Here is an 18,225-nt window from a genome sequence, read left to right on the forward strand (position 1 = left end):
CAGAACAGAGCAACATAGGTACTCAGAACAGCCAGTAATCTCCGCCGCAATGAATGCCTGGTCAGGCAATTTCCCAGCAACAGCCGCTTCATCAGCCGCGCCGCTGCCGCTCCGAGTCTGACTAATGAGCCGAGAGAGCATCAAGCGGAATGACCTGCACTGCCTGACCCGAGGCATCGACAATCTCCAGCTGCCATCCCTGCCACTCATCCGAGTTCAAGGGATCCTGGGCCCGAAGCTCTTCGACGGCTTCCATCGCGGAGACCACGGCGGCTTGGAGACTGGACGCCGTGATGCCCTCCTCGTCGCGGATCATGCTGTCGCCATCAGTGAGATTGAAGTAGTAACGCGCTGGCGCCGAAAGACCTGTAGCGGATCCAGCCGAAGATCCGGCTGGCGGATCAATTTCGACAGCGTCTTCAGCAGGTGCCTGCTTGCCATTCGTGAAAGTTACCATGGCTCGGACACCTTACTGGACTGCTGGAGAGGCGAGGTTTTCAAGATCCACCCAGCCGGTGCAGGTTGGGATCTCAGGGACAAGGTAAGCGCGGCTTCCATCGAGCTTCTCAACGCGACATGGGTAGGCTCTCTTGTCTCCCGGAGGGCGGTACAAAACCAGGCTCCCCTCAGAGACGACATCGCTGGAGACCGGCTCAAGGGCGGCCTGTGCGCTTGGTCGGGACTGCTCGCCCCTAATGCGAACGCGAGAGATACTCTGCTCAGCGGCCCGGACGCGATCGAGAGCCGCAATAGCAAGGCGGGCGCGGTCCCGGTACCGGTCCATGACCAACTTCAGTGGGCCTCGCTCCTGCCCTGAATGCCAGGACACACCTCCCGCTTTGGCCAACTCTGCTGCTACGGCTTCAACCTCACACCCTGTCATCGTCAGCCCTCCCACTTTCTAACGTAGGGCTGCATTCCTGTGCTGCAATCGAAATATTCTGAAAAATTCCGTGATGGAATAAATCCGTACCTGCCTCCGTTAATATGCCTAAGACATTATCCGACAGCAGGAGTGGCCCGTGGCTGATCCGCACACCTCAGAAACTGTTCACGGCAAGGTTTCGGACCCAACGGTGTGACCAATTCTGACCCGTCATTTCAGCGTGCATCTGCTCTTTTTGTGGCCTCGCTCGGCTCCTTCATTGGAGCAAGCCTTTTGCTGGCTAGTCTCTGAAAAGTACGCCGCTCCTTTAGCCTGATGTGTTGGTGCAGATGGTAAAGACCCCGAGGCAACAGGTAAGTTAGCACTTCATGAACGCCATATTGCGTTGCGCCTCATAGGAGGGTGCTTGTGAAATACGAAATAGATTCAATGAAGCCTGCGAGTGCTTCTACTAGCAACGACCGGTCGGAGCGGGCTCTCGAATGGATGGGCCTGCTCCCGGCGATAGGCGTATGCGCATGGGTCATTCTCAATTTTGGTTGAGAAAATCACCTTCAAGCCAAGACCAGCGTGCAATTGCCACCCAAGCTCATCGCTCGCCAATCTGCCTGCGGTTGCCTGCTCGATTGCGCCACTATTTACCACTGTCCTTGTTGCGTCCTCCGGCTTCCACGGCGCAGACCAAGAAGAAGAGACTGAGAACGGCAGCCAGTTGGGCGAAGGCCTCGACAGCCGCTGGCACACTGTCGCGAAAGGGGCCACTGGCGAGAGCCGCGAACACCAGGATGGGAAGGGCAGCCCAAACGAGCATCAGCTCACCTCCACAGTTTCAGAGCTATTTTAGCATCACAAACTACTGCAGATCCGTCCCACACCCTGAGGCGCATCAATCTGCTCAGGCCGCTGACTATCGCTCAGGTTGTCTTCGGACAATTGCTACTGCTTGGTACCGGAGGAGCCTCTGGTTTGGCGGTGACGTCCGGTGGCTGCTGGAGGATGGCAATTGCACGAGCGACGGTGTCGTCAACGCGCTTGGAAAGCCATGAATCGTCTGTCTGAGCATCGTGTGTGCCCCAGCAAGGTGGTCGGGGAACGCATACGCTACGCAACCAACCCTTAACGCAGCTTAGGAGCCCGAGTTCCGAGCTCAACGTGCACTTGCCGCCGACCCATACCTGTTCAAACAAACGGGCCCCATCCTGAGGAGAGGGCCCGAGGTGACACGCAGTCACTCGCTAGTCGCGCTTTATCCGGGTTGTTGTCCCGCTGATTGGATCAGATTGTCGAGCGGAAGGATACCTCCGACATTCGGCTGACGGCTGGAGGTCTGCTTCCCAGGTGGTGTCTGTATCGTGGCCTCCATCCATTCAGGGCCGTGGCAGGGGCTCGGTCCAAGGAACCTCGTGATTGGCTGCCGTTGGGAACCCGCAGAAGCAGTCAGGCCAGTCGGCGTGCTGGTGACGGGCATTTCAGAGCGAGACATCAACCCATCACACAACCCCAAAGCCCTCGCCCTGGAGTTGGTTTCAGCGGGGCTGAAAAGAAAAGTTCGTAGCGAGTGCCCGGCTGGCCACGAGGTTTCTTATAGCTTCGCTGAAACCAGTTCACCGGTCCGTGAGTTTCGGCTGGAATATGCAAGACGAAGTGCACCGATAGCGCAATGGAGGAGATCCATGCTGCCGGACGATAAAAGAAACTGCACCGGATCAGCGCTGATTGGCCCCACTGTCCAGCAACAGCGGATCACCTTCTTCCTCGGCCATTCCCTTCGGAGCCATTACGAGGATGTGATAAAGGAACCTATCCCGGACCGTCTGCAAGCGCTCGCTGAACAATTGGAGCGAAGGGCATTCTTTGACGTTCAATAGGAAATTAAGTCAAAGTAGCAAGAAAGACCTTAACCTTCGTCCTGTGAGGAGACATTGCTCATGCCAAGGTACTACTTCGACCTCTATCAGGGGGCGCAACGCATCTCCGAAGATGCCTCGGGCTATGATTGTCCCAGTGACGAAGATGCCCGGCAGTTCGCCCGCATGAGCAATGGGTTGGTCGCTCTCGACCCGGTCTTGTCTAGTCCCTCGCAGAACCATCGCGTTGTAGTCTTGAACGAGGACGGGCAGAGCATCTTCACTATGTCCGTATCTCAAGCAGCCTTCTCTACAGCCGCTTCATCGGATGTCTCGCTTCTTTCCTGAGGCTGAGACCGCATTCTAACCTGCGAGATCCACCGTGACGTGCGAGGATTTGGTCGCGCCGTGCTTTTTGGATGAGCAGGCGCCACTCGCGGTTCCTGAGTTGAACCGTGAGCGAACTTTAAAGTATCTGGAGTGCTGCTATCAACAGGGGCTGTCATGGGAGGAGGCCAAGCAGCAGATCCAAGGCTTTCTGCAGCAAAAAGGTGTTCCCCACCAAGGGATTGTACGGCAGTTGCAACTCGCCAAGCCGCTGCTTCAGCCTTGGTTGGACTGACACTGCACCAAACTCAAAGCCGCCTCATCAGTCGTGCCGCCGCCATGGCGAGATGGGTGTCTAGCATCTCCTCAGCCGCATCATACTTGGCCACCCACCGTTCATAGGTCGCCCAGCGCATCCCCTTCGGCTTAGGCGGCAGATCCCATTCGTCCGGATCCTCATCTCCGAGGAGAGTCGCTTTCACCTTCGCCTTGGTGCGCCGAGCCCGACCGATTGGGTCAAGGAACTGTGAGGCATCGGCAGCCCTGCGGCCCCAAGCATACCGGCTGGCAAAATAGGCTGCTCCGAGCGGACGATAGAGCACCCGCACCCGCCGTCCGGTCTTTGAGCAGATAGCGTACCATTGCAGGCCGCCGAAATTCCTTGGATCCGACACCAGAGAGGGGTCGGAACAAGAACTGCTTCCAAACACACGCTAAGCTAGAACGAACAAAGAACCTCCATCTATGCCCAATCGGATCATGCGGCTTGAGCCAAGGGCTGCGGCAGGCGCAAGGGGCGGAAGCCATCGACCAGCGAAGGCTCCTCGCCCCATGCGTAAGTGCCGGTGAGATTGATATGCTCCCAGCTCAGAGGGGACACGTGTTTGAGCACATCAGTGGGAATGATCCGCCCCTGCCGACGGAGATGATCCACGGCGCGTCCGAGATAGACCGTGTTCCAATGAACAATGGCGCTCACGACCAGGTTCAGCCCGGATGCTCAGAAGGCCTGGCTCTCGAACGAGCGATCCCGGATTTCGCCGCGCTCATGGAAGAAGACGCCGTTTAAGCTTGTGGGCTGCCTCACCCTTGTTCAGACCCGCCTGGCAACGGCGTCGGAGTGCAGGATCGCAGTACCATTCGATCATGAACAGCGTGCGCTCAAGGCGACCGAGTTCGCGTAAGGCACGAGCTAACTGGCTGGGGTTGCGAGCGGCCGCTAGCCGCTTGAGGATTGTCGAGGGTGCGACGGTCCGCGTCTGAATCGAGGCCGCCAGATGAAGCAGGTCATCCCAGTACTCCATGATCAGACTGGTGTTGATCGGCACGCCGATATGCTCTTGGAGTGCGGGGTAGGTCTCCGGCTTCTCGAAGGTATGGAGCTTCCGGTCCTTGAGATTACGAAGGCGTGGAGCAAAGCGCCGGCCCGTCAGAGCAAAGAGACCAAACACGTGGATCATCATCGTCTGTCATGGGCTGCCAAGCGCTTGGGAACCATGGCTAACCGTCGGCCTGGGTCGACGATAGGGGCGGGTTGCCTTTCCTGGCCCGTGCCCAAGAACCTAATCTGTCCCTGTTGCCCGAGGATGAGAGGCCGACACCGATGAGTTCCACCCGTGTCTTTCTGCTGTCCCCGGCCCTGGCCCGGCTGATCGAGCGGGACAGGGCCGGCGACCGCGTCCGGCAGGGCTACTTTCCCGAGCATCCTGACCGGAGCACTCACGTGCAGTTGACAGGCGATGCTGGCCATCTGGTCCTGGCCTCTCATTCCGCGACGGGACCGGTTGAGGACGCGGCCGAGATTTCCCTGCCACAGGCCGAAACCCTGCTCGCGCTGTCTGCCGGACAGGTCGAATATCTGAGCGTCGCCATCGATGTCGGCCCGCATGCCACCACCATCCAGCGCTTCCTCACCCCGGGACCGCTCGATCTGATCAGCATGGCGTTCAGGGACGACAAGACGGCCCGCAAGTTCCAGCCGCCGGCCTGGTGCGGTCCCGAGGTCAGCGCAGATCCGAGCTATCGCCTCCGCACGATCGCCCTCACCGGTCGGCCGGCCGTGCCGGAGGTGGAAATCTCCAATGCCGCCCTCGCCAGCCTGCTCGACGCCCTCGATCACCGCGACCGCGAGGTCGAGCCGTCCCCAACCCGGCAGGCTCAGGCGCCGGCATCGTCCGAGGCTCCCTTCGATGCGGAGGACGAACAGGAGCTCGATGGGCTCAGTATCGAGGACAGCGTGATCCGGGACCTCGCCCGATCGTTGCAGCCGCAGAGGCGCTGACCCTGTCCGGGACACTTTGGCCCTTGATCAATCACCTGAAAAGATGGTGATGGCCAGTACAGTCAGCCCGCCATGAATGGCCGCGGGTGGATTGATCGACAGCGGACCTGCGATGAGCACCATGAGCTATAACCTGATCCAGCTGGCACCAGGCGCCTACGACCTCTATCTCGACGATGCCGTCATCGCCAGCGTGGTCAGGAGCGGCCTGCGCCAGCCCTATACCTGGACGGCCGAACTACTCGAGGATCTGCCGCGAAGCCAGCGGCCGTCGCCCTTCTGGGAGATCGAGCACAGCTTTCCGTCGCTGGAGGAGCTGTGTGCCTGGCTCGGCCATCCACCGGTGAAGGCCAACAACCGCCACACCGCCTCGCAGGGCGCGTGAGACAGAAGCGCCCCGATCAAGGCGCTGTCTGAAACCTCGACCGGGGCGCTGGTGTGCCAAGGGAATGACGCACACCTGAGATGTAGGCCATCCTGAGCGCTCGGCAATGCTGCTTTCGATGACCACCGATCAGGCGCAGCAAGGCCCGCCGTGTGACCTGCCAGCTACAGACATCAGCGCAGAAATCGGACACATCACGCAGGCGAAGCGACATGATGTGATTGCCGCTTCCGCCCATTTTCCAGAACTCGCCGAATTCATCGAAGGTCTTCATCATGCCGCCGACAGAGGTCGCAGCACCTGTCTTTGCCCCGACGCCTGCCCCGACATTCACGCAGGCCGCCGTCCGGTTTGTCGTCGCCTTTGCCGCCCTGATTGGCCTGAGCCTGCTGCTGGCCAGGCTCTGAGGGCGTATCTTTCAGGCGCCTGTGCCCGTTGCGATACAGCCAATGCGATTGATTTCAGGCATTCTGTCCCGGTCCTTGAAGGAACGGCTGGGGGGCCGATTCTCCCTGGAAGGGAAGCGCCTCTGCGATTGCACGAGGCGCTTCTCTTTGCCGGTACGGGCAAGGCCTCATCATCGAGTCCGAGTCGGTGAAAAGGTTACCGCAGATGACGGTTCGCGCCGCCAGGCGAGCCTTCCCTGTCATTTACCGGCCCAGCCCCCATATCAGAGTCGTTTCCAGTCCAAAGTCATTGTTCAGATGAAGCGTCAGCAAACCTCCTTTTCGGTCGAGATCAAGAAATCCCGCACGCAAGGCCAGCGTCCCCACCTTCCGCCACGGCCCCTGTTCGAGGTTGTGCCTCCTGCGGCTGAGGCTCGCCCGATCCTCCAGACTGAAGCCATGCCAAAAGTCGCCGAACCGATCTCGGCGCCTCGCATTCTGCCGAGCATTGTCGCGCCGATGTGGAGTCAATCGGAGCCCGCTGAGCCCGCCCGCCGCAAGCGCTCATCAGGGGAGTCCAAGCGCGGACAGATGGAGTTCGAATTGAGAATTGTCTCTGAAGACGAGAAGGACGCACATGCGGACGCGCCTGTGCATGCTGAGGTCGACTTGCCGACTTCCACCGCTGCCGCTGTTGAAAAGGGCGCAACGTCGAGTCATGACGTCCAGCCTGCCTCGGGTGAGAGTACGAAATCCAACGCACGGGCAGTCAGGAAGAAGATGCCCACACCTGTCGAACCGGCGCAAGCGCTCGAGCCAGCGCCAGAAGTAGAACCAACATGGCATGCGGAGATGATCGAACCGTCAACTACAGTCCTGTCGAGGTCTAACGAGCGTAGGTTGACCAAGCGTCTGGATGCCGCTGTTCACCTGCCGCGCAGCGAGCGCTGGAAGCGACGCCTCCATCCCGCATCCTGGCAAGGTCATCAGCGCTCAAAGCCGGTTTGAACTGGCTGCCCTTTCGACCGCATGGCAGCTGCCTCGTTCTGTGCCGTGCCAGAAGACCGTCCGGTTCCCGGGTTTCTTGTTCGTGGCGAGTGGAGATTCGAGCGGGCGTTGCGTCCGTCGGACCTCAGCCCTGCGGGCTTTGAGGAGCGGGGCGCCCAGGCTGGGGTGCGGTTCAACGGGTTCTACCTGTTCCAGATCACCGACGCACGCCTTGCGCTGGCGGCCTAGCCCGAGCTTCAGCATCTGCTTGAGCGACGGGGCTCACACGGCGAGGGCCCATGGGTTTGATGATCGGCAGATCGACTACAACCATTCGACGGCGTCAGCCGTCGGGCCAAAGCGGCAGGGGTCACGCCGTGAGGATATGCACGCACCGAGCGACAGACACTTGTTCAACGCCTTCGCAAGAGTGAACCTTCGGCGACAACAAGACAGCACCCGCGCAGAAAAGATTCTGAGCTGGTCCGAGTTCAGATGGGGATCGGATGCTCGTGACGGGATGAGCGTCAAGCGACCCATCGCCAAGCCATGTTCTCAACGCAGCCCTTTCATGAGGCATGCTGCATTGCAAAAAGGTGCGATGCCGCCGATATCAGCTGAGGCTGATTTCATGCGGCACCGCCTTCTTCCTCCCGGCGCTGCCGTATCGGCCGTTCCCTCTGGAAGGTTTCGATTTTTGTCGGACCTTAACTTTCGCCGGGCTTCGCGCCCGGCTTTTTCTTATGGGGTCCATCGCGGCCGGTGAGGCTTCTTATCGAAAGGGTCGGCGGCAGGAATTTCGACTTTAGTCAGGGGCCCGATCGGGAAGCGACCGGCGTCGCCTCGGACGCGTTAATCGATGGCATGTCAAAGGGGTGACCGGACGACGGAGCCAGCCTGCCGGTGACGAAGCGCGATGGTGGTCAGTTGACACCATTGCGATCGGTCGCGGAACCATGACGGTGTCCCTGGGTTAACGGCTGGGCCGTACTCCCCGCTAGAACCCTATTGCATCTCACCACATTGATTGAATTTCACCCGCATGAAGCGTCTTGTCTCCGTCCAGCAGCAGGCCATCGATCTTTGGCTGACGGCCGCCGCAGCGTCCGCTGCGATTGCTGTCATCGCTATCTGCACGCAGCTGCCGTAGGACGACCGCTTTAGGTTTCCATCAAGCTGTTGATAGCCCGCATCGGCATGGAACTCACCCAGGCCCTCATGGTGTTGCTCTGGTCCATGGATCGGATGTCAGAGTCATGCCTGAGATCAGCGAGCCCTCACCGCGGACCCGAACGACCCTGCTCAAGCTGCGAGCACGACAGTGCCGCTTCATCGTCTCCGACGAGCGATCCGAGGCGATCTTCTGCGGCGGCGAGACACAAGAGGGATCGAGCTGGTGCCCTTTGCATTGTCGCCTGGTTTACGCCAAGGCGCTCGCGGGTGGACCAAGGGAGCCGCCTCGGAGCGTGGCCTGGAAATCGACACATCCTGACACAAGAGCCGAGGGCGGGTGATACCTCGTTTCTTATCCTGTTGGCGTAGCGCGCCGGCTCTGGCGGATGCTCGCCCTTGCCCCTGAGGAACCTCCGCTCATCTTTGAGCATAGAAGCTTAGCGGTCGAGAAGAGCCAAGCGAGACAGGAGAGGAAATGCCGATGTCCCAGATCCCTGCCTCTGCCCCGCTCGCACGCCGTACCATGGCCTATGTTTTGGCCGGAGGCCGCGGCAGCCGCCTCCTCGAGCTGACTGACAAGCGGGTCAAGCCCGCGGTGTACTTCGGCGCGAAATCGCGCATCATCGACTTTGCCCTCTCGAACGCCCTCAATTCCGGCATCCGTCACATCGCCGTGGCCACCCAGTACAAGGCCCACAGCCTCATCCGGCACCTGCAGGCCGGCTGGAACTTCTTTCGGCACGAACGCAACGAGAGCTTCGACATTCTGCCGGCGAGCCAGCGCGTCTCCGAGACGATGTGGTACGAGGGCACGGCCGATGCGGTCTACCAAAACATCGACATCATCGAGAGCTATCACCCCGAGTTCATCGTGATCCTCGCGGGTGATCATATCTATAAGATGGACTACGAGGTCATGCTTCAGCATCATGTAAGCCAAGGCGCTGACGTGACGGTCGGCTGCATCGAGGTGCCGCGAGCCGAGGCCAGTGCGTTTGGCGTGATGGCGGTGGACGAGCAGGACCGTATCGTCTCATTCCTGGAGAAGCCTGCAGACCCGCCCGGCATGCCGGACAACCCGGAGATGGCGCTGGCCAGCATGGGGATCTATGTCTTCTCGACCCGAGTCCTCGCCGACCAGCTCCGGCGGGACGCTTCCGCGGAGGGTTCTAGCCGGGATTTTGGCAAGGACATCATCCCATACTTGGTCACGCATGGAAAAGCGATAGCACACCGCTTCACGACCTCCTGCGTCCGATCCTCGGGCGAGGCGGAGGCTTATTGGCGGGATGTCGGCACGCTCGATGCCTATTGGGCCGCCAACATCGACCTGACCCAGGCCCAATCGGGTCTGGATCTTTACGATGACGAGTGGCCGATCTGGACCAATGCCGAGATCACTCCGCCGGCGAAGGTGACCCATGACGACCAAAGAGCGGAGGTAACGGACACTCTCCTGTCTGGTGGCTGCATCGTATCAGGGGCCGTCTTGCGGCACTCAATCCTGTTCACGCGCACACGGGTTTGCAGCGGCGCCCATCTGGAGCAGGCGGTTGTGTTGCCCGGCGTCGAGATCGGCCGATCGGCCCGGCTGACGAAAGTCATTGTCGATCGCGGCGTGTGGATCCCGGAGGGTCTGGTGGTTGGAGAGGATCCGGATTTTGACGCGCGGCGTTTCCGGCGCACCGACAGCGGCATCTGCCTGATCACGCAGCCGATGGTTGACCGGGTTGAAGCATGACCCTCGGCGGACTGTCCGGTCCCATTACTGTTCGGCTGAGAGGCTTGTTCGAGCGACAGAGTGACAAGCTCCATCGCTGTGGCTCGGGCTCACCAATTCGACAATATCTCCAACGATGCCTTAAGCGCTGGCGTGATTGGTCATGTCAGCATTGCTTATCCCATTCTGTCACAGGATGGGTGCGATATGGATCGAGGCGCTGCTTCAACCGAAGTCGCCGTGATCGCCTACGTTTCCTTACGTGAGATACCCCCTGCATCTAAAACCTCCGACTTGGTGAGCATGCGACCGAAGCTTCCGATTACCCGCCTTCTGAAAGCTCAGCGCCGGTGGGCGAAGAAGACCCTTCGCACGGTGACCGCGACCTCGCGCAAGCTCATCGTCAAGCCGCGCAAGACCAAACCTAAGAAGAGTAGGCTCGTCGAGATTGTCTCCTTCGGGTCCAACCCGGGCAATCTCCGAATGCTGATCTACGTTCCACCGCTGCTACCCGCCAGAGCGCCTCTGGTTGTCGTGCTGCATGGCTGCCTACAGACGGCGCGCGACTACGACGAGGGCAGCGGCTGGTCGTTGCTGGCCCAGCGGCACGGCTTTCTCCTTCTCTATGCCGAGCAGTCCCGCACCAACAACCCAAACCGTTGTTTCAACTGGTTCCAGTCCCACGATGCCCGACGGGGCTCGGGCGAGGCGTTGTCGATCCGCCAGATGATCACCCGCATGCGACGGAGCCACAGCATCGACCCTGGTCGGATCTTTATCACCGGGCTCTCGGCGGGCGGCGCCATGGCCTCGGTGATGCTGGCCACCTATCCCGAGGTCTTTGCCGGGGGCGGGATCATCGCCGGTCTGCCCTACGGTGCCGCGTCCAGTCTGCGCCAGGTCGTGACTGCCATGAAGAAGCCGCAGGCGCGCACCGCCCAGCAATGGGGTGATCTTGTCCGCTCGGCGTCATCTCACACAGGCCCGCGGCCGACGGTGTCGATCTGGCATGGCACGGCGGATCGGACCGTTGCAGCCGCCAATGCAGCCGCTTTGCTCAGCCAATGGACAAACGTGCATGGCGTCGACGAGGACGTCTTTAGGCAAGCGTCACTGGCAGGCCACCGCCACCGGACTTGGTCGAACCGAAAGGGGGAGGCGGTTGTCGAGCTGTGCCTCATCGAGGGCATGGGTCATGGCACGCCGGTGCGCCGGACAAAGGCGCAGGCCAGCGCGCGAGGCGCCGAGCACTTCATGCTGGATGTGGGCCTGTCGTCCCCGCTTCATCTGGCGAAATCGTGGGGCCTTGTTCACCGCAAGCGAGGCAGAGGCAGGATGTGAACGGCACGTCGCTTCTGCGCAGAAGCGCATCCGGCGCCAAGGACAATCGAGAATGGGATGGCCTCGCAGGCGATATCGTCTGCCCTACGTGTAATCTTGGATGAAATGTGGAGGGCATGTGATGTCGGATCATGTCTACAAGATCGTCGAACTTGTTGGCTCCTCTGAAACCAGTATCGAGGATGCCATCCAGACGGCGATCAAGCGTGCCGGCCAGGCGTTGAGAAATCTGCAATGGTTTGAGGTCGTGCAAACCCGCGGGCATATCGAGAACGGGGAGGTCCGATATTATCAGGTCGTGCTCAAGGCGGGATTTACCCTCGAGGACGCGTGATCTTTAGGCCCTCGGGCCGGCTTTTCCTCAACGTGCTGGGGAATTGGCCTATGCCGTTAGGCAGTGTGCGGCGGCGCTGAGGGCATCGGCGGCCGCCTATCCGATCAGGCTCGCTAGCGGTTCATGCGGCTTCGACAACCCACGAGGCTGACTGCCGCCCTTCGACTACGGACGCAATCTCCGGCCGGTTCTCTGCGAGCCATTGCTGGGCATCAGATGAGTTGACGACACAGGTGAGGGCATCCCAGGTGGGATCTTCCAGCGACTCGTCCCTGAGACGGGTGGCGGCATACGCGACCAGTTGGTGCAGCCCCTCGTAGCCCGGCCGCGTCTCAAGGGCATCGGCAATCCAGACGCTGGACCAATCCTGCGCGGCAAGGTGCAGAACGCTCTGCGGATCGGCCTCGCGAAACCATGGCGTCGCATCAAACTCAAGTGCAAGGGCATTGTCGGCCGTATGGCAGGCAGCGCGGATCATCACTTGCCTCATGGGTTCGCAGTCTCGAAGGCCACCTTACCCTATCATGTGATGGCGGCTGGCCAACAGTGCCAAGAACCCCATCCCTTAACTGTATGCTAACCGTGTTTTGCGGAATGGGCTTGATGTGGGTTGTATCCTCTCGGAGGGCAGGAACTGGCAGTGCTGCACCCGACTTCCTTTGACAGGCCGGATGCGACGATGACCGGCGTTCTACTCCAATCGAGGTGCTGCCATGCGGCTTGCTTTCGCAATTCTTGCGACATCACTCGTCGCGTCTTCATTCGCCTCTGCCCAAGTGCCAGCGCAGGTCGAGGCCTGCCGGTTGTCGGGACTGGCCGCGATCAAGGAGCGCTCGCCCTCCCTTGATCAGATCACGCTCGATATGGAATCACTGGCCGTCTCTAAAGCCAGAACAAAGGTCGGCGATACGCCGATTACGATGGTAGTCATGGGCGACGCCTATCTCCAGCGCGACAAGTCCGACAAGCCCAACCGCTTCGTCTGCCTCCTCAGCGATCATGACAAGGTGGTGCTGACCTTCTTCACGGAACAGTAGTTCATCCGCTTCGCCACCGCTAAGAAGGGTGTCGCCCTCGGTGCGACGCATACCCGCGATTGGTTCGAGCATGATCCAGCACATCAGGTCGCCGGTCTTGCTTTGCACCATGGATCAGCCATGCCAGCGCATATCCGGCAATTCCTGCCATGAACAGCGCGAGCAACGGGCTCTCCGTTACCCGGTGCGTTACGGCTTGCCGGCCCGCGCGAATGTATCGCTCTGCCTCCGGGTAGTGTTCGCCGGCGTGTCGGACGTAGCGCTTGCCTCGGCTGTACACCTCACGGGCTGCGCCAGACGCTTGCTCTGACACGTCGTGCAGGGCTTCTCGGACCTGATCCAGAACATTCTCGGCTGAATCCTGCTCTTGCTGTGCCTGTGTGCCACTTGGCGTTGAGACCCCAGCTGACTGATCAGGAGGCTCAGGCTCTGGTCCTTTGGTGATGGTGACTGAGATCGGATCACTGGTCGGGAACGTCTCCTCGATGGCATGGTCGAGCCTTGCATCGAGGTTCTGCTGTGAATTCTCAGGCAGCTTCGTGTCTGGAGGACACTCCGAAGACTGACGCTCCTTCCCATCCCGCATGGACTGACTCTTGATATCGGGTGCACTCACGATAAGCCCTCCGGGACGTTCAAGGCAGAGCCATTCGCAACTGGCAGTCCAACGCCATGGCGTTGAGCCGCGTTCCGGCATGCGCCGATCTGCGTAACCTGGCCGGCGGGTCGTAGGGCGGTCGCCCCAGGCTTGATTGGCCTTGTCCTATGGACAAAGGGGAGGGGATCCTAGAACGACCTTGGTGTCAAAGACTGCTCGTCCGATAGATGGCGCCGGATGACATTGCTGGACCGACAAGAGGCGGACGAATGCAGGTCACGGCGGAGCCTGTCTAGGCCTGCTCCCGCCTGACGTAGATCGGTTCAAGCTGGTAGTGTTTCGAGAGATCGTTGGCTTGGTCGACGGCTTCCTCCATCGACCCGAACGGACCACTCACGGCGATGGCCGTCCCATCGATGAGCACTGTCACCATGAACTCCATCGCCCGTTCGGGCTGAACCACCTCAGCCAGGGTTATGTTGTTGCTCTGATCCTCAGGAACTTCGTCGGGCATCAAGATGTGGAGGCCGGGACCGGTCATTGGGGATCCTTTGGATTCACGGGACCAGGATAGATGACGAGCTATGCTGGAAAGAGCTTCACAAGGATAAGCCGCCCAATCAACGGATAAAGGAATCTCTGGTTTCCACGAGAGCTTGCCACTGGGTCGCTCCGGATGCGGGCCTAACTCCGAACCCCAAAAGTGCAGCATAGCAGTTTCGGAGAGAGTTCGCTCCAACGTAGGGACACCGCTCCGAGGGCCACCATACCTGTCATAATGTGTCGGGTGGGGCCCGGTCTGGAACAGCGGAGGAAGACGATGGGACTGACCTTTAAGAACAATCTCCATAGCGAAGTCGGAATCTGGCAAATGCCTTTGTCACTGGACGAACCCAATGCATTGAACGCGCTCCACCGCCGTCATGGACAGGCTGAAGCTAAGGTGTCCACAACGGGCGGGCGGACGACTTTAGGAGGGCGCGTCGACGACGTCGTGGATATGAAGAACGATTGTGCAGCTAGAGCATCGGACGGTTAAACGGACGCATATCCGGCAGCCTTAAGGTAGTTCCAGCACTCTTGTGGTTCGAACAGGTTGCAGATCTCACCGAGCGCTCGCCAGAGCGCGTCGAACGTTCGGGCCTCGGCCTTGCGCAAGTGCGCTTTGATCTTGGCAAAGGCCTGTTCAATTGGATTAAGATCAGGCGAATAAGCAGGTAAAAACAGGAACCAGGCTCCGCGTTGCTTCAGACACTGAGCGGCCTTCTCGCTCTTGTGGACAGCCAGGTTGTCGAGGATCACCACATCGCCTTTGCGCAGCGTCGGCGCGAGCTGCGTCTCAATGTAAGCCTCGAACGCCAACCGGGTGATCGGGCCATCGATGATCCACGGCGCGCACAACTCGTTGCACCGTAGCCCAGCCAGAAAGGTATGGGTTTTCCAGTGTCCAAAGGGAGCTTTCATGCGTAGGCGCTGGCCCCTGCGGCTCCGCCCGCGCAGGCGCGTCATCTTGGTGTTGACATACGTCTCGTCCAGGAACACCAGCCGGTGCGTCTCCTGGCGCATGCGCGGCTGGCGCTGGGCATGCCAGACCCGGCGCTCATCCCGCACATCGGCGCGTGCGCACTCCGCCGCCATCAGGCATTTTTTTATATGAGAAGCCGTGCCGGCACAGGAAGCGCGAGAGCATCGCGGGAGCCGCAACGATCCCATGCTCAGTCAGCAGCCTTGCGGCCAGCTCGGGCATGGTGATGGCCGGCTCGGCCTCGACCGTCTGGATCAAGAAGCTCTCATAGGGCACCAGCTTGCCGCGTCCGGGCGGACGGCCTTGCCGGGCCGGTGCCGGCGAGCCGAACCGCCGCTTCCGCTGCACCAGCTTGATGGCGAAACTCTCGCTGACGTCAAAGTGCTGGGCTGCCGCCCGGCAGGAATGACCTGCATCGACAAAGTCGGCGACGCGCACCCGCAGATCCAGGGAATAGCAATGACCCATAATCCACCTCCCAGTCCAGGCAGTGAATCACAGCTCGGCCTCGCACAGAAGCCAGGAGTCTCATTTCCGGTCCGAGGCTCTAGTTCCACAAAAATGTCAACCCAGCTTAGGTGTAGGCGCAGAGTAAGACTGTTCACGGTGGCAAACTAGGAATACGCCAATCCCGCTTCTGCTGGGGCTGCGAAGATCTCATAGATTGGAGCGGCCTCGGAGAGGCTCCAAGAGTCCTATGACATTCCTCAGCTTTAGCAGACAACCGAAGCAGCCTCCGAGACAGCGTGGCATGCTCAAGATCACGCCGCCGTTGGAGATTCGCGACGCGGTGCCGGCTAGAGATGAGTGCGCACCCCGGGTGCTGCGCCTTGCTCTCGGTCACCGAGCGCCTTCTCTGTGGCCCATGATGCCCTGCTCTCCCAGGATGAGAAGAGCACCCAAAGCTAGGAAAAAACTCCCTCAGGCGACGTCCAAGCCGAGATCGAGGATCGGTGCGCTGTGTGTGATCCAGCCTGTCGAGATCAGATCGACACCTGTGGCTGCGATTGCGGGTGCAATTGCTGCCGTGATCCGGCCTGAGGCCTCTGTGATGGCACGCTTATTCACTCGCCGCACAGCCTCTGACAGCGTGTCCGGGCTCATATTGTCGAGAAGGATCGCATCAACGCCAACCTCCAACACCTCATCCAGCTGATCGAGGGTATCGACCTCGATCTCGATCTTCACGAGATGGCCCACAGTTGCTCGCGCCCGCTCCAAGGCTCGCCGAACGCTTCCGGCGATGGCGATGTGGTTGTCCTTGATTAGAACGGCATCATCGAGCCCGAAGCGGTGGTTCGATCCGCCTCCGGCCCGGACGGCATGCTTCTCGAGCGAGCGCAGTCCGGGTGTGGTCTTGCGCGTACAGACAATCCGCGCATGTCCATGGGGGCGAACGGCATCAACGAGAGCCGCGGTCGCTGTTGCGATGCCTGACATCCTACAGACGAGGTTCAGAGCCACGCGCTCCGCCGAGAGAATGCTCCGGGCCGAACCATCCGCTTGCAGAACCGCTTCTCCACGTTCCACGCGGCTGCCATCGGGCCGGTCGGCGGCAACTGTGATGGTAGGGTCGATCAGAGTGAACGCCAGAAGCGCCGCATCGACGCCTGCGACCACGCCGGACTCACGGGCCACAATGGCCCCCCGCAGTCTGGCGTCCGCGGGAATGACAGCATCCGTCGTAATGTCCCCAGCCCGGCCCAGATCCTCGAGCAGCGCGGCGCGCACAATGGGTTCTACCAGCAGGCGCGGGAGCGGAGCCAGAACGTCCTGTGTGGTGACTGTCGGTTTCATGCAACTCTCCTGGCAAGTGCGGCTGTCTCGTTATCGATCTCAGCCGCGAGGCGCAGCGCTTGATCGAGGGTCATTTCGGTATGCTGTTCCGGCACTAGGCCCCGGTGATCGAGCCGCTGATGAGCCCCCCGGCTCTCATTCCGGCTAACCGCTGATACTGCGATCATCAGGCTGACCATTGCAGCATCGTGTATATCTGCCGCGTTTGCATTGCGCATGAGCGCACGCAGGTGACCGATGGCTGCTTGAAGTCCAGCCTCGTCACGGAGCACGCCAACCTGTAGGTCCATGACCGACCGGATTTGCTGCAGACACGCAGACCGCTGATAGGAGCCAGGTCGATGCGACACAGCAAGGGAAGATGAGGGCAGCTGGCCCGTTGCCGCTCGACTTTCCATTGCCCTGATGTCCTCCGCAACCCACGCCGCATAGGCCAGCGCCTCAAGCAGCGAGTTGCTCGCCAACCGATTGGCCCCATGCAGGCCTGTTGACGCGACCTCGCCGCCGGCCCAGAGCCCTTCGACAGAACAGCGGCCCTGATCATCGACCTGGATTCCGCCCATGTGGTAATGGGCGGCCGGGCGCACGGGAATCGGATCACGAACCGGATCGAGGCCGGCGGCCCGACACAGCGCCGTCACGCCCGGAAACTTCGTGGTGACCTGCTCGCCAAGCACGTGACGCGTGTCGAGGAACACGCGTTCTCCCGATTGAATCTGGGCAAAGATCGCCCGCGCCACCACATCACGCGGCGCCAGTTCCGCTCCGGGAATGCTTTGCATGAAGTGTTCACCATGGCTGTTAACGAGCCTTGCCCCTTCACCACGTAGGGCCTCGGTTGCCAACGGCATCGGATCGAGACCGACCGCTATGGCCGTGGGATGGAACTGAACGAACTCGAGATCGCGCAGGACAACACCCGCGCGGGCTGCCAGCGCCAAGCCCCCACCGTGAGCGCTTAGGGGATTGGTTGTATGCGCGTAAAGGCCTCCAAGGCCACCTGTCGCCAGCACCACGGCCCGGCCGGGGATCAGGATCGGCTCATCCCCGCCTTCGGTTCGCCAAGGGAAGCAGAACACACCGGCCACTGCGCCATTGACGTCCAAGGCCAGTTCCGTGACCCGGTGGTGCTCCATGATCTGAACGGAGGGAGCGTTCCTGACGGCATGGATGAGTGCGTCCAGAACACGTTTGCCGGTTCTATCACCATGCGCATGGGCAATCCGCCGGCGCGAATGCGCGGCTTCCAGTCCCAAGATCAGGTCATCACCCGACGTGGTTCGATCGAAGGCTGCACCTTGAGCAACCAGCCATTCAATGCACGAAGGCGCGGCGGCTGCGACCCGAGCAGCGACATCAGGATCGCTGAGACCAGCGCCAGCCTGAAGAGTGTCGGCGGCATGCAGGGCAGGGTGGTCGTCCGCTCCAAGAGCGGCCGCGATGCCACCCTGCGCCAGAGGCGTGGAGGCCTGCTGCCCCAATGCAGCCGCCACAAGCAGGGTCACCGGCAGCGGCGCCAGGTGCAGGGCTGTTGCCAGTCCTGCGATGCCGCCACCCACGACCACGACACGGTCGCTCGGATTGGCTGGTCTCATGGGCGA

General features: G+C 60.8%; 21 protein-coding genes and 2 pseudogenes. 13 read left to right on the plus strand and 10 right to left on the minus strand.

Features of this window, described 5'->3' with window-relative positions:
• Positions 1-121: 121 nt before the first annotated feature.
• Together BB934_RS44255 and BB934_RS48195 are read right to left on the minus strand one after the other, a co-directional pair.
• A complete protein-coding gene (locus BB934_RS44255; RefSeq protein WP_237050912.1) occupies positions 122-457 on the minus strand; it encodes a DUF6894 family protein in 336 nt (111 codons plus the stop codon).
• Between the two features lie 1,063 nt (positions 458-1,520).
• Positions 1,521-1,697: a hypothetical protein gene (locus BB934_RS48195; protein WP_157934709.1), complete on the minus strand. Its 177-nt coding sequence runs from the start codon at positions 1,695-1,697 to the stop codon at positions 1,521-1,523.
• A gap of 640 nt (positions 1,698-2,337) precedes the next feature.
• On the opposite strand from BB934_RS48195, the gene BB934_RS48200 reads away from it, so the two are divergent.
• The 3 genes from BB934_RS48200 to BB934_RS44275 are packed head-to-tail and all read left to right on the plus strand — an operon-like array spanning position 2,338 to position 3,355.
• Positions 2,338-2,754, plus strand: a complete 417-nt coding sequence (locus BB934_RS48200; protein WP_157934383.1) for a NepR family anti-sigma factor — start codon at positions 2,338-2,340, stop codon at positions 2,752-2,754.
• A 60-nt stretch (positions 2,755-2,814) separates the two neighbouring features.
• On the plus strand, positions 2,815-3,081 hold the full coding sequence (locus BB934_RS44270) for a DUF6894 family protein (RefSeq protein ID WP_099515893.1): 267 nt from the start codon (positions 2,815-2,817) through the stop codon (positions 3,079-3,081).
• Positions 3,082-3,115: 34 nt separating this feature from the next.
• Positions 3,116-3,355: a hypothetical protein gene (locus BB934_RS44275; RefSeq protein ID WP_099513402.1), complete on the plus strand. Its 240-nt coding sequence runs from the start codon at positions 3,116-3,118 to the stop codon at positions 3,353-3,355.
• A gap of 13 nt (positions 3,356-3,368) precedes the next feature.
• Here BB934_RS44275 and BB934_RS44280 read toward each other — a convergent pair whose 3' ends face one another.
• Positions 3,369-3,734, minus strand: a complete 366-nt coding sequence (locus BB934_RS44280) for a hypothetical protein (protein WP_099515894.1) — start codon at positions 3,732-3,734, stop codon at positions 3,369-3,371.
• An 83-nt stretch (positions 3,735-3,817) separates the two neighbouring features.
• A pseudogene (locus BB934_RS44285) lies at positions 3,818-4,514 on the minus strand (Tn3 family transposase); the annotation flags it as partial.
• Between the two features lie 149 nt (positions 4,515-4,663).
• On the opposite strand from BB934_RS44285, the gene BB934_RS44290 reads away from it, so the two are divergent.
• Together BB934_RS44290 and BB934_RS44295 are read left to right on the plus strand one after the other, a co-directional pair.
• Positions 4,664-5,341, plus strand: a complete 678-nt coding sequence (locus BB934_RS44290; RefSeq protein WP_099515895.1) for a CYTH domain-containing protein — start codon at positions 4,664-4,666, stop codon at positions 5,339-5,341.
• Positions 5,342-5,462: 121 nt separating this feature from the next.
• Complete coding sequence (locus BB934_RS44295; protein WP_099516139.1) at positions 5,463-5,726, plus strand: hypothetical protein; 264 nt, start codon at positions 5,463-5,465, stop codon at positions 5,724-5,726.
• A 16-nt stretch (positions 5,727-5,742) separates the two neighbouring features.
• Here BB934_RS44295 and BB934_RS48205 read toward each other — a convergent pair whose 3' ends face one another.
• Positions 5,743-6,003, minus strand: coding sequence for a hypothetical protein (locus BB934_RS48205; protein ID WP_157934710.1), 261 nt, complete (start codon positions 6,001-6,003; stop codon positions 5,743-5,745).
• On the opposite strand from BB934_RS48205, the gene BB934_RS50370 reads away from it, so the two are divergent.
• From BB934_RS50370 to BB934_RS44330, 6 genes are all read left to right on the plus strand, one after another.
• Entirely contained in the window at positions 6,002-6,133 is a 132-nt protein-coding gene (locus tag BB934_RS50370) for a hypothetical protein (RefSeq protein ID WP_257792399.1), read from the plus strand. The two genes, BB934_RS48205 and BB934_RS50370, sit on opposite strands and share 2 nt — an antisense overlap.
• A 438-nt stretch (positions 6,134-6,571) precedes the next feature.
• Positions 6,572-7,120, plus strand: coding sequence for a hypothetical protein (locus tag BB934_RS44305; protein ID WP_210422191.1), 549 nt, complete (start codon positions 6,572-6,574; stop codon positions 7,118-7,120).
• 1,094 nt (positions 7,121-8,214) lie between these two features.
• Entirely contained in the window at positions 8,215-8,613 is a 399-nt protein-coding gene (locus BB934_RS51395; protein WP_418294847.1) for a GcrA family cell cycle regulator, read from the plus strand.
• Positions 8,614-8,753: 140 nt separating this feature from the next.
• Positions 8,754-10,013: a glucose-1-phosphate adenylyltransferase gene (gene glgC / locus BB934_RS44320; protein WP_099516140.1), complete on the plus strand. Its 1,260-nt coding sequence runs from the start codon at positions 8,754-8,756 to the stop codon at positions 10,011-10,013.
• A gap of 282 nt (positions 10,014-10,295) precedes the next feature.
• Positions 10,296-11,333: an extracellular catalytic domain type 1 short-chain-length polyhydroxyalkanoate depolymerase gene (locus BB934_RS44325; protein ID WP_237050914.1), complete on the plus strand. Its 1,038-nt coding sequence runs from the start codon at positions 10,296-10,298 to the stop codon at positions 11,331-11,333.
• A 121-nt stretch (positions 11,334-11,454) separates the two neighbouring features.
• Positions 11,455-11,667, plus strand: a complete 213-nt coding sequence (locus BB934_RS44330) for a dodecin (protein ID WP_099515900.1) — start codon at positions 11,455-11,457, stop codon at positions 11,665-11,667.
• 121 nt (positions 11,668-11,788) lie between these two features.
• Here BB934_RS44330 and BB934_RS44335 read toward each other — a convergent pair whose 3' ends face one another.
• Entirely contained in the window at positions 11,789-12,145 is a 357-nt protein-coding gene (locus BB934_RS44335) for a hypothetical protein (RefSeq protein ID WP_099515901.1), read from the minus strand.
• A gap of 235 nt (positions 12,146-12,380) precedes the next feature.
• Between BB934_RS44335 and BB934_RS44340 the strand changes: the two genes are divergently transcribed.
• On the plus strand, positions 12,381-12,704 hold the full coding sequence (locus tag BB934_RS44340) for a hypothetical protein (RefSeq protein ID WP_099515902.1): 324 nt from the start codon (positions 12,381-12,383) through the stop codon (positions 12,702-12,704).
• 890 nt (positions 12,705-13,594) lie between these two features.
• Here BB934_RS44340 and BB934_RS44350 read toward each other — a convergent pair.
• Positions 13,595-13,843 carry a hypothetical protein gene (locus BB934_RS44350; RefSeq protein WP_099515904.1) on the minus strand — a complete coding sequence of 83 codons (249 nt, stop codon included), beginning with the start codon at positions 13,841-13,843 and terminating at the stop codon, positions 13,595-13,597.
• Positions 13,844-14,122: 279 nt separating this feature from the next.
• Between BB934_RS44350 and BB934_RS48210 the strand changes: the two genes are divergently transcribed.
• Entirely contained in the window at positions 14,123-14,341 is a 219-nt protein-coding gene (locus BB934_RS48210; protein ID WP_157934712.1) for a hypothetical protein, read from the plus strand.
• Here the strand turns inward: BB934_RS48210 and BB934_RS44355 are convergent.
• The 3 genes and pseudogenes from BB934_RS44355 to BB934_RS44365 all read right to left on the minus strand — a co-directional run bounded on the left by BB934_RS44355 (position 14,338) and on the right by BB934_RS44365 (position 18,219).
• Positions 14,338-15,295: pseudogene (locus BB934_RS44355) on the minus strand (IS630 family transposase). The gene BB934_RS48210 and the pseudogene BB934_RS44355 sit on opposite strands and share 4 nt — an antisense overlap.
• Before the next feature lie 453 nt (positions 15,296-15,748).
• A complete protein-coding gene (nadC, locus tag BB934_RS44360) occupies positions 15,749-16,624 on the minus strand; it encodes a carboxylating nicotinate-nucleotide diphosphorylase (RefSeq protein WP_099515905.1) in 876 nt (291 codons plus the stop codon).
• Positions 16,621-18,219, minus strand: a complete 1,599-nt coding sequence (locus tag BB934_RS44365) for an L-aspartate oxidase (RefSeq protein ID WP_099515906.1) — start codon at positions 18,217-18,219, stop codon at positions 16,621-16,623. Before BB934_RS44365 ends, nadC begins: the two co-directional genes overlap by 4 nt.
• Positions 18,220-18,225 lie beyond the last annotated feature (6 nt).

The sequence above is a fragment of the Microvirga ossetica genome (assembly GCF_002741015.1).
In the GTDB taxonomy this organism is placed as follows: Bacteria; Pseudomonadota; Alphaproteobacteria; order Rhizobiales; family Beijerinckiaceae; genus Microvirga; species Microvirga ossetica.

Coding starts and splice junctions, on each gene's coding strand:
- BB934_RS44255 (WP_237050912.1), bottom strand. CDS start 457: ATGGTAACTTTCACGAATGGCAAGCAGGCACCTGCTGAAGACGCTGTC.
- BB934_RS48195 (WP_157934709.1), bottom strand. CDS start 1,697: ATGCTCGTTTGGGCTGCCCTTCCCATCCTGGTGTTCGCGGCTCTCGCC.
- BB934_RS44270 (WP_099515893.1), top strand. CDS start 2,815: ATGCCAAGGTACTACTTCGACCTCTATCAGGGGGCGCAACGCATCTCC.
- BB934_RS44290 (WP_099515895.1), top strand. CDS start 4,664: ATGAGTTCCACCCGTGTCTTTCTGCTGTCCCCGGCCCTGGCCCGGCTG.
- BB934_RS44295 (WP_099516139.1), top strand. CDS start 5,463: ATGAGCTATAACCTGATCCAGCTGGCACCAGGCGCCTACGACCTCTAT.
- BB934_RS50370 (WP_257792399.1), top strand. CDS start 6,002: ATGCCGCCGACAGAGGTCGCAGCACCTGTCTTTGCCCCGACGCCTGCC.
- BB934_RS48205 (WP_157934710.1), bottom strand. CDS start 6,003: ATGATGAAGACCTTCGATGAATTCGGCGAGTTCTGGAAAATGGGCGGA.
- BB934_RS44305 (WP_210422191.1), top strand. CDS start 6,572: ATGCCAAAAGTCGCCGAACCGATCTCGGCGCCTCGCATTCTGCCGAGC.
- glgC (WP_099516140.1), top strand. CDS start 8,754: ATGTCCCAGATCCCTGCCTCTGCCCCGCTCGCACGCCGTACCATGGCC.
- BB934_RS44325 (WP_237050914.1), top strand. CDS start 10,296: ATGCGACCGAAGCTTCCGATTACCCGCCTTCTGAAAGCTCAGCGCCGG.
- BB934_RS44330 (WP_099515900.1), top strand. CDS start 11,455: ATGTCGGATCATGTCTACAAGATCGTCGAACTTGTTGGCTCCTCTGAA.
- BB934_RS44335 (WP_099515901.1), bottom strand. CDS start 12,145: ATGATCCGCGCTGCCTGCCATACGGCCGACAATGCCCTTGCACTTGAG.
- BB934_RS44340 (WP_099515902.1), top strand. CDS start 12,381: ATGCGGCTTGCTTTCGCAATTCTTGCGACATCACTCGTCGCGTCTTCA.
- BB934_RS44350 (WP_099515904.1), bottom strand. CDS start 13,843: ATGACCGGTCCCGGCCTCCACATCTTGATGCCCGACGAAGTTCCTGAG.
- BB934_RS48210 (WP_157934712.1), top strand. CDS start 14,123: ATGGGACTGACCTTTAAGAACAATCTCCATAGCGAAGTCGGAATCTGG.
- nadC (WP_099515905.1), bottom strand. CDS start 16,624: ATGAAACCGACAGTCACCACACAGGACGTTCTGGCTCCGCTCCCGCGC.
- BB934_RS44365 (WP_099515906.1), bottom strand. CDS start 18,219: ATGAGACCAGCCAATCCGAGCGACCGTGTCGTGGTCGTGGGTGGCGGC.